The sequence below is a fragment of the Vibrio fujianensis genome (genome assembly GCF_002749895.1).
GTDB lineage: Bacteria > Pseudomonadota > Gammaproteobacteria > Enterobacterales > Vibrionaceae > Vibrio > Vibrio fujianensis.
The window spans coordinates 5,099-15,184 of sequence record NZ_NBUS01000034.1 but is presented as its reverse complement, the minus strand read 5'-3'; the positions used below and the strand labels follow the sequence as shown (position 1 = coordinate 15,184).

13 protein-coding genes are annotated in these 10,086 nt (G+C 44.1%); 1 reads left to right on the top strand and 12 read right to left on the bottom strand.

Annotation, left to right across the window (positions count from 1 at the left end):
* From holB to yceD, 12 genes are all read right to left on the bottom strand, one after another.
* A partial coding sequence (gene holB / locus B7C60_RS17535; protein ID WP_245868410.1) for a DNA polymerase III subunit delta' occupies positions 1 to 493 on the bottom strand: 493 nt, incomplete at its 3' end.
* Positions 490 to 1,131 (bottom strand): dTMP kinase, encoded by a 642-nt coding sequence (gene tmk, locus B7C60_RS01815; protein WP_099610167.1) that lies wholly within the window; start codon positions 1,129 to 1,131, stop codon positions 490 to 492. The genes holB and tmk, both read right to left, overlap by 4 nt.
* Positions 1,131 to 2,144, bottom strand: coding sequence for an endolytic transglycosylase MltG (gene mltG, locus B7C60_RS01810; protein ID WP_099610166.1), 1,014 nt, complete (start codon positions 2,142 to 2,144; stop codon positions 1,131 to 1,133). The genes tmk and mltG overlap by 1 nt, the downstream gene beginning before the upstream one ends.
* A complete protein-coding gene (pabC, locus tag B7C60_RS01805) occupies positions 2,141 to 2,944 on the bottom strand; it encodes an aminodeoxychorismate lyase (protein WP_099610165.1) in 804 nt (267 codons plus the stop codon). The genes mltG and pabC overlap by 4 nt, the downstream gene beginning before the upstream one ends.
* Positions 2,945 to 3,021: 77 nt before the next feature.
* Entirely contained in the window at positions 3,022 to 4,266 is a 1,245-nt protein-coding gene (gene fabF, locus B7C60_RS01800; RefSeq protein WP_099610164.1) for a beta-ketoacyl-ACP synthase II, read from the bottom strand.
* A gap of 89 nt (positions 4,267 to 4,355) precedes the next feature.
* Positions 4,356 to 4,592 (bottom strand): acyl carrier protein, encoded by a 237-nt coding sequence (gene acpP, locus B7C60_RS01795; protein WP_000065130.1) that lies wholly within the window; start codon positions 4,590 to 4,592, stop codon positions 4,356 to 4,358.
* 234 nt (positions 4,593 to 4,826) lie between these two features.
* The gene (gene fabG, locus B7C60_RS01790; RefSeq protein WP_099610199.1) at positions 4,827 to 5,561 is read right to left on the bottom strand and encodes a 3-oxoacyl-ACP reductase FabG; all 735 of its coding nucleotides are present in this window, start codon (positions 5,559 to 5,561) and stop codon (positions 4,827 to 4,829) included.
* 25 nt (positions 5,562 to 5,586) lie between these two features.
* Positions 5,587 to 6,510 (bottom strand): ACP S-malonyltransferase, encoded by a 924-nt coding sequence (fabD, locus tag B7C60_RS01785; RefSeq protein WP_099610163.1) that lies wholly within the window; start codon positions 6,508 to 6,510, stop codon positions 5,587 to 5,589.
* A 75-nt stretch (positions 6,511 to 6,585) separates the two neighbouring features.
* Positions 6,586 to 7,536, bottom strand: a complete 951-nt coding sequence (locus B7C60_RS01780; protein ID WP_099610162.1) for a beta-ketoacyl-ACP synthase III — start codon at positions 7,534 to 7,536, stop codon at positions 6,586 to 6,588.
* Between the two features lie 5 nt (positions 7,537 to 7,541).
* The gene (plsX, locus tag B7C60_RS01775) at positions 7,542 to 8,567 is read right to left on the bottom strand and encodes a phosphate acyltransferase PlsX (RefSeq protein WP_099610161.1); all 1,026 of its coding nucleotides are present in this window, start codon (positions 8,565 to 8,567) and stop codon (positions 7,542 to 7,544) included.
* A gap of 9 nt (positions 8,568 to 8,576) precedes the next feature.
* A complete protein-coding gene (gene rpmF, locus B7C60_RS01770; RefSeq protein ID WP_021019534.1) occupies positions 8,577 to 8,747 on the bottom strand; it encodes a 50S ribosomal protein L32 in 171 nt (56 codons plus the stop codon).
* A gap of 31 nt (positions 8,748 to 8,778) precedes the next feature.
* Entirely contained in the window at positions 8,779 to 9,303 is a 525-nt protein-coding gene (gene yceD / locus B7C60_RS01765) for a 23S rRNA accumulation protein YceD (protein ID WP_099610160.1), read from the bottom strand.
* A gap of 212 nt (positions 9,304 to 9,515) precedes the next feature.
* Here yceD and B7C60_RS01760 point away from each other — a divergent pair.
* A partial coding sequence (locus B7C60_RS01760) for a Maf family protein (protein ID WP_099610198.1) occupies positions 9,516 to 10,086 on the top strand: 571 nt, incomplete at its 3' end.

Sequence of the window (10,086 nt, the reverse complement as noted above, 5' to 3'; positions counted from 1 at the left end):
GAATGGCAATTTTTTGACATCGGCTCACGATGGTCGCAAGCAATCGATTGGTATTTTCTGTCACTAACACGAAAATACACTGCGCAGCAGGCTCTTCAAGTGTTTTTAATAGTGCATTCGCCGCTGATTCATTCATCGCCTCGGCAGGTTCAATCACAATTAATCGAAATCCAGATAGCTGAGAAGACTCTTGTGCTAAACGATTAGCATGACGAATTTGATCAACGGTAATATTTTTCCCGACTTTCTCTGGCCGAACTAAGTGATAATCTGGATGACTTTGTGATCGCATCAATTCACACCCATGACAAAAACCGCAAGGCTCGCTCGAGTGGTTCGTGCACATTAGCGCTTGAGCAATTCGCTCCACAAGTTGAAACGCACCACATCCCTCGGGGGCAGAAATCAAAGTTGCAGAGGCAAAGCGTGTGCTATCAAGCTGAGTTTTCCATCTCATCCACGCAGGAATCAACCAAGGATAAAGTGAATTCATCGTTGATCTTGACATGTCGTTAACCACTGGCTGAGTACTTGCTGAATGTTATGGCTTACAGCGTCAATCGGCTGCTGTGCATTAACAATGGCAATAGAGTCATCATGGTTGGCTAATTCTAAATAACGCGATCGAGTCCGCTCAAAGAAGCTGATGTCCATCTTTTCGATCCGATCCAACTCTCCTCGTCCACGGGCACGCTCTAACCCAACTTTAGGGTCAATATCCAGATATAACGTAAAATCAGGACGAAAACTGCCCAAAGCTATTTGCTTTAACTGTGACATGGTTTGGTGAGCGATTTGACGCCCTCCCCCTTGATAAGCTTGGGAAGAAAGATCATGCCGATCCCCAACCACCCAATCTCCTCGTCTTAACGCAGGTTTAATGACATTCTCAACCAATTGAACTCGCGCTGCATACATCAGCAAAACCTCGGTAATATCGTTAAGCACTTCACCCGGATGCTCTTCTTTCACTAAAGCTCGCATCTTTTCAGCCAGTACCGTGCCTCCGGGCTCACGTGTTTGAGTGACCTGAGTAATACCGTGTTCATAGAGTGTATCCATAACGACTTGCATTGCTGTGCTTTTGCCTGCACCTTCTAACCCTTCAACTACGATAAATTTTGTCTTCATTATTGGTTTCTAAGTTGTTTTAAATAAGCGCGTACCGCGCGATTATGTTCAGTTAATGTTTTAGAAAAAACATGATCCCCCTGACCACTGGCCACAAAATACAGATAATCACTTTGCTCTGGATTGATCGCTGCATAAATCGAAGCTTCTCCCGCCATCGCAATAGGCGTGGGTGGCAGCCCGTTAATCACATAGGTATTATATGCGGTCGGCTCACGTAGATCGGCTTTACCAATACGACCATTATAACGCTCTCCCATGCCATAGATCACGGTAGGATCCGTTTGTAAACGCATCCGTTTGTTAAGTCGATTAATAAACACTGAAGCGACTCGTTCTCTCTCCGCATCTATCGCTGTCTCTTTTTCAATGATGGATGCTAAAATTAACGCTTCATAAGGAGACTGCAGTGGTAAGTTTGGCTGACGATTTTCCCATGCTTTAGCCAACGTTTGATTTAATTTGTGGTGCGCACGCTTTAAAATTTCCACATCGACTTCACCTTTCGTAAAGTGATAGGTTTCAGCAAGAAATAGCCCTTCTAATTGTTGATGTTTAATACCCAGTCGTTGAGCGATGTCAGCTTCAGAAAGATCTCGGATGGTTTGGCGAAGTTCTGGTGTGTTCGCTAAAACTTCACGCCAGTCACTAAATCGGCTGCCTTCCACAAACGTGATAGAAAATTGAAATTCTCGCCCAGAGACAAACAAAGCAAGGCTTTGTTGTAACGACATTTTAGGCACTAGTTGGTACGTTCCCGCTTTTATTTTGGTTAGTTCCGGATGTAACCGACGAAGCAATTTTGCAGTAAAGTGATCTTCAATCCACCCTTTTTTAACCAGTAGAGCTAACGTCCCATTTAAACTTGTCCCTGACGTTATAGTGATCAGTTGGGGTTCATTGATAGACAAACTTTGCGTTAGATAGCGGTCCGTCTTTGAAACTAGATACAAATAACCAGCAAAGCTGATCATTAAAAAAAATAATAGCAAAGACAATAACTTTTTAATCACGAATCAAATATCTCCTGAAAAGCGCGCACGTAGGTGCCAATAATATAATTTTGAGAAGTAATTTTGATGACAGGTGCGACTTCTAGCAGAGCATTGGATAGGAAAACTTCATCGGCGAGATAGAGATGCTCAAGCGGAAAATAGCCAATCTCCGCCGTTAAACCTAACGATGCGGCTGACTGTAAAATAATACGTCGAGCAACACCGGCAACACCGGTATTATCTAAACTGGGCGTATATAAGACATTTCCCTTTATCCAAAATAGATTTGCCATTGTCGTTTCAACCACAAAACCATTGAGATCGAGACAAACACCATCCAGGTAACCGGCCTGATCCATTTCTCCTTTAAGCAGCACTTGCTCTAAACGATTATTATGTTTGTGCCCTGCAAGAAGTGGATTTAGACCCATTTTTTGGGTACAAACCCCAAGAGTAAGACCCAATTCTCGCCATTGCGCATAATGTTTAGGATACTCGAAAGGATAAATCGTCACATTAGCCGGACTCGCCTGTGCTGGGCTATAACCACGGCCACCCACTCCTCGACTAATATGTAGTTTTAGCCCCGCCTTTTTATCTTGTTTGGCTGCACCTGTAAGCGTATCACGAACTTTTTGCCAATCTGGTGCCATGATACCAAAATATTCCAAGCAGGCGTCCATGCGCTCACGATGATAATCCCAATACTGAATGCTTCCATATTTGGTGAGCATCGTGGTAAAGCAACCATCACCGTATTGAAAAGAGCGATCCCAAATACTGACTGAATCACCTAGCTTGCCATTATGCCAATACATCTTCAATTCCCTGAAAAAACAAACGGCCTAATGCTAAGCACTAAGCCGTTGAAACACAAGTTAAGTCAAAAAGGAAATTAAATGCGCTTAAAAATTAATGAACCGTTGGTACCACCGAAGCCAAACGAGTTGCACATCGCATATTCCATACCATCAACTTTACGTGCCGTATGAGGAACCAAATCGATTTCCAGCCCCTCTTCAGGATTATCTAAATTAATGGTTGGTGGAACCATCTGATCAACTAAAGACATGATGGTAATAATAGATTCCACTGATCCCGCTGCACCGAGTAGGTGACCCGTCATTGACTTGGTTGAGGAAACTAAGACCTGGTTTGCCCCCTCTTCACCTAACGCTCGTTTGATCCCTTTTATTTCAGCCACATCCCCTGCAGGCGTCGAAGTACCATGCGCATTGACATAACCAATTTGACGACCAGCCACACCAGCATCACGCATGGCTGCTTCCATAGCGAGTGCACCACCAGAACCATCTTCACTGGGCGCGGTCATATGATACGCGTCTCCTGACATGCCAAAACCCACTAATTCTGCATAAATTTTAGCACCACGAGCTTTCGCCAGCTCATACTCTTCGAGTACGATCACGCCAGCGCCATCACCCAATACGAATCCATCACGCTCTTTATCCCAAGGACGAGAAGCTTTTTGTGGTTCATCATTACGGGTCGAAAGCGCTTTAGCTGCACCAAACCCAGCCATACCCAGTGGGGTTGATGCTTTTTCACTACCACCAGCGACCATGGCATCAGCATCACCATAGGCAATCATACGTGCGGCATGACCAATATTATGTAGCCCTGTGGTACAGGCGGTTGAAATAGCAATATTCGGGCCACGCAAGCCACGCATGATCGACAGGTTGCCCGCAACCATATTAACGATCGTTGAGGGGACAAAAAATGGACTCACTTTGCGTGGGCCTTTTTCGATCAAAGACTGATGGCCTGATTCAATCAGATCCAAGCCACCAATGCCAGAACCAATTGCAACCCCTATTCGGGAAGCATTTTCTGAGGTCACTTGTAAACCTGAATCGTCTAATGCTTGAATACCCGCAGCAATACCATATTGGATAAAGAGATCCATTTTACGGGCATCTTTTTTAGACATGTACTCTTCACAGTTAAAATTTTTAACTAAACCTGCGAAACGAGTTGAGAAATTTGTAGTATCAAAGTGCTCAATATTAACAATACCACTTTGACCAGCTAGCAGGGCTTTCCAAGAAGATTCTACTGTGTTGCCTACTGGTGACAACATACCCATGCCAGTGACAACGACACGACGCTTGGACACGATCTTATTCTCCGGAATTGAAAAATTCTATGAGAGGGATTAAAGATTGAGAAAAACTCAGGCGGCTAGAAGGCCGCCTGGGGAGAACATTACTGAGCGTTGCTGGTTACGTAATCGATCGCAGCTTGAACAGTAGTGATTTTCTCTGCTTCTTCATCAGGAATCTCAGTATCAAATTCCTCTTCTAGAGCCATAACGAGTTCAACAGTGTCTAGAGAATCAGCACCTAGATCTTCAACGAAAGAAGATTCATTTTTTACTTCTGCTTCGTCTACACCTAGCTGTTCAACGATGATTTTCTTTACGCGTTCTTCAATGTTGCTCATGTTTTCTTTTCCTTTACAGATTTCGCCTAATGCGATGATTCCGTAGTTTATTCGAACTAGTGAAAGTTGCAAGAGGGAGCTTGCTGGTCAAACCACAAATTTACCGATTTTAACCGAAATTCACACCATTATTGATATAAGTCATGCATAAATATTATGCAATTTAAACCCAACTGTTACCAGAAGTCGGTATTAACTTGATATATAACACCCGATTCCATTAAACAACCGGCGTTAAACCATGTACATACCGCCATTGACATGCAATGTTTCACCGGTAATGTAACCCGCTTCAGATGACGCTAAAAACGCAATTGCTGAAGCAATTTCCCGTGGGTCGCCCAAACGTCCCGCTGGAACTTGTGCTAGTGTAGCAGCACGTTGCTCATCATTCAGCGCTTTTGTCATATCAGTTTCAATAAAACCTGGTGCAACTGTGTTAACCGTCACACCACGTGATGCAACTTCACGAGCCATTGACTTAGTAAAGCCAATTACGCCCGCTTTTGCTGCCGCATAGTTTGTCTGTCCAGCATTCCCCATGGTACCAACCACTGAACCCACATTAATGATACGACCATGGCGTTTTTTCATCATGCCACGTAACACCGCTTTCGATAAGCGAAAAATGGAAGTGAGATTAGTATCGAGAATATCTGTCCATTCTTCATCTTTCATGCGCATCAATAAATTATCACGGGTAATACCCGCATTATTGACTAAGATATCGATACTGCCAAACTGTTCATTAATCGCTTTTAATACCATCTCGATGGAGCTGAGGTCAGTGACGTTTAAAGCAAACCCTTTCCCGTTATCACCTAAATAAGCACTGATGGCTTCAGCACCATGTTCACTGGTGGCGGTACCGATAACCGTCGCACCACGAGCAACTAGTGTTTCCGCAATCGCTTTACCAATCCCACGACTTGCACCAGTGACTAGAGCAACTTTACCTTCAAGACTCATAAATTCCGTCATGTTTTTTCCCACTTTATTTTACGGCATCCAATGATGCAAGATCGTTAACAGCTGCAGCATCGACTGTTTTTACAATACGTTTTGTTAAGCCAGTTAACACTTTACCAGGGCCAACTTCAAACAGTTTTTCAACCCCAGCATCACTCATTTTCTGTACCGTTTCGGTCCAGCGTACTGGGTTATACAATTGGCGTACCAAGGCATCTTTTATCTTAGCCGGATCTGTTTCTGCAATTACATCAACGTTGTTAATGACAGGAATATTCGGTGAATTAAACTCAAGCCCAACCAACGCCAGCGCGAGTTTCTCTGCTGCAGGCTTCATTAACGCACAGTGAGAAGGTACAGACACTGGTAAGGGTAATGCACGTTTTGCCCCAGCCTCTTTACATAGCACACCCGCACGCTCAACCGCTTCTTTTTGTCCGGCGATGACCACTTGACCTGGTGAGTTAAAGTTAACCGGTGAAACAACTTGTCCTTGAGCCGCTTGCTGACAAGCATAAGCAATCGAATCATCGTCTAACCCAATGATCGCATACATCGCACCCGTTCCGGCTGGTACCGCTTCTTGCATTAGCTGACCACGCAATTCAACCAATTTAATTGCTTGCTGAAAATCAATCACGCCTGCACACACTAACGCTGAATATTCACCAAGACTATGCCCAGCAAAATATTCTGGCTGTTCAAACCCTAAAGATTGCCAAACTCGCCAAATGGCAACAGAAGCGGCTAAAAGTGCAGGTTGAGTACGAAATGTTTGATTGAGATCCTCTGCTGGACCATTTTGTACCAACGCCCATAGATCATAACCCAGAACTTCAGAGGCTTGGGCAAAGGTTTGTGTGACCACTTCATATTGCTGTCCAAGTTCAGCAAGCATACCAACAACTTGTGAACCTTGGCCGGGAAATACGATAGCAAACTTGCTCATATTCTATTCCTTAACCTTAATAATGAATAAGGAGTCATAACACTCCTTAAAACTAAATAAATCACTGAATGAGGTTCAAAAACGTACTAACGCTGAGCCCCAAGTAAAACCTCCACCAAAGGCTTCAAGCAATAGCAGATGACCTCGTTGAATTCGTCCATCACGAACAGCCTCATCAAGTGCCGTTGGAACCGTTGCGGCAGAAGTATTACCATGACGATCTAAAGTGATAACGACCTGATCAAGAGACATAGACAGTTTTTTGGCTGTCGCTGAAATAATACGATAATTAGCCTGATGGGGAACAAGCCAATCCAACTGTGACTTGTGCATATTATTGGCTGCTAACGTGTCTTTCACCAATTTTGACAGTTGCGTCACCGCAACTTTAAAGACTTCGTTACCGGCCATATACAGCCATTTGTCGGGATTACCACCGCGTTCAGGTACTTCAAGGCTCAATAAATCACCAAATGCGCCATCGGCATTGATATGCGTCGATAAAATACCGGGGTCTTCACTGGCTCCAATCACAACCGCACCGGCTGCATCACCAAATAAGATGATCGTTGAACGATCGGTCGGATCACAGGTTTTTGATAATGCATCGGCACCAATCACAAGCACATGCCGACACATACCGGACTTAATATGTTGATCAGCAACCGATAAACCATACATAAAGCCTGAACATGCCGCAGCCAAGTCAAAAGCCGGACAGCCTTTAATCTGCAATTTCGCTTGTACCTGACAAGCGGAAGAAGGAAAGCTATGGCTACCACTGGTGGTTGCAACAATAATGAGATCTATCGCATTTTTATCAATACCTGCCATTTCAATGGCATTTTCGGCGGCATAAAAAGCCATATCTGCCACCGTTTCGTTTTCAGCAGCAATACGACGTTCACGAATACCAGTGCGAGTGACAATCCACTCATCACTGGTTTCTACCATTTTCTCTAGATCTGCGTTGGTACGCACCTGAGTTGGCAGGTAGCTGCCTGTACCTAAAATTTTGCTATACATGAAGACTAATAATGCCTCTCGAGTAAAACCGCTTCCAAACGATCGCTGATGCGGCTAGGGACCTGTCGTTTTACCTCATGAACCGCTTCACCTATCGCGTTGACGACTGCGGATACATCAGCACTTCCGTGACTTTTGATCACAATGCCGCGTAATCCTAGCAAACTTGCGCCGTTATACTGGTCGGGGTTCAAGGTTTTTAATTCATTAAATAAATCTGAAAATAGTTTTCTTGCTAGCCAACCCTTTATGGATGAGGCTAAAAATCGAGTTTTTAGCTTATCAATAAAGAGTTGTGCTGTTCCTTCACACGTTTTTAAACACACATTACCCACAAAACCGTCGCATACCACGACATCAGCAGCATCGACTAATAGCTGATTCCCTTCAATATAACCAATGAAATTCACGGCCTGTGTTTGCTTTAACATTTGTGCGCACTGTTTGACAAGATCATTGCCTTTTATTTCCTCTGCGCCAATATTTAAAATGGCCACACGAGGTGGACGATGCAAGTGTTGTTCAGCCAATGCAGCTCCCATCACCGCAAACTGAAAGAGAGAATCGGCATCACTCGACACATTTGCCCCAAGATCAAGCAACCAGGTTTTTTTGCCTGATGCTGTCGGTAAAGCGGAAACAAGCGCCGGTCTATCAATGCCCGGTAAAAGCTTGAGACGAAAACGTGACAATGCCATTAATGCTCCAGTATTGCCAGCACTCACGCAAGCATCCGCGCAACCTTGAGCAACACAATCAATAGCCAGCCCCATAGAGCTACCTTGGCTATTACGCAATGCCAATGAAGGTTTTTCTGAGTTAGAGATCATTCGGTCACTATGCACCACACTCAAACGAGCATCGGGTTCGTAACCTAGCCAAGATAAGTATTGGTTAATCGTTGTTTGATCACCAACAAGAATCACTTTTAGCTCTGGGAAATGCGACAGTGCCTGCACGGCGGCAGGCACTGTAACGCGAGGACCGAAATCCCCGCCCATTGCATCAAGTGCAACGGTTAATTTTTGCAAAGGTCAACCTTACTTGTTGATAACCTTTTTGCCACGGTAGTAACCGTCAGCAGTCACGTTGTGACGTAGGTGAGTTTCACCTGAAGTCGCGTCTACAGAAAGAGCAGCTGTAGTTAGTGCATCGTGTGAACGACGCATACCACGCTTAGAACGTGTTTTACGGTTTTGTTGTACGGCCATGGACCCTACTCCTATGTTAATGCTTAAAGATTTACTTCTTTAAACTTTTTAAAACATCGAATGGATTCGGCTTTTCTTCCAACACTTCTTCTGGAAGTTCACCAAACACCAAATTGTCTGATTTAACGCTACAATCCGCTTCATCATGCATCGCAACTTGAGGCAAATTTAAGATGAACTCGTCTTCAACTAACTGAATGAGATCTACCTCGCCGTACTCATTAAGATCTACCAAATCATATTCGTCGGGGGCATCTTGTTCGCTTTTCTCACTATAGTAGGGAGTATAAGTAAACTCGACTTCGCACTCATGTGCGAATAACTCATTACAGCGTTGACACTCTAAATCAACTGCGATGTTAGCTTTACCAGAGATAACAACCAGTTGCTGTTCATCCATCCCAAATGACAATGAGACGTGAGCGTCGCGTTTTACGCCTGCGACTGACTCTTCTAAACGCTTTAAAAGACTCTGTTGGATGATACCATCGTAATCAAGTCGTTTTTGAGCAGCTTTAGCCGGGTCAACCGTTCGCGGTATTTTTACCTTTTGCATAGGGCGCGAATATTATCTTCCAAAATAGTTTTAGTCAAAGGAAAAGGCAAAAAAGTTGCTTTTCCCACTCTTATTTATCGTTATTGTATGGCAACGCAATACCTTAATGGGTAAGACTAACCGCCTCACTCTTGAAACAAGTGTGCTCTGCTTGAGATAGTACCAAAAGATCCGATATGCTACCCACAAAGCCGCGACAATTGTAAATTAAAATGCAGAATTACCAACTAGTTTTAGCGTCAACCTCACCGTATCGTCAGCAATTGCTGGAAAAACTCGCTATTCCGTTTATCACCACACAACCCAATTGTGATGAAACCCCATTGAACAATGAAGAGCCAGAACAATTAGTTACTCGCTTAGCAACCAATAAAGCGCTCTCCTGCTCGCTTGACAAACCCAGCTTGGTGATAGGATCCGATCAAGTTTGCGTGATTGATGGAAAAATCGTGGGAAAGCCCCACCATCGAGAACAGGCCATTGAGCAACTACTCAACCAGAGTGGACGAGCCATCACTTTTTATACTGGGCTTGCGCTATACAACTCACTCACCCGAAATACTCAGGTGATCGTCGACACCTATACGGTTCATTTTCGTAGGCTAACCCATGAAGTAGCCGCTCGTTATGTCGACATAGAGCAGCCCTTTTACTGCGCTGGAAGTTTTAAAAGCGAAGGTCTAGGCATTGCTCTTTTCGAACGATTAGAAGGAGACGACCCCAACTCATTGGTCGGTTTACCTTTAATAAAATTGGTGACACTCCTTGCCAATGAAGGCGTAT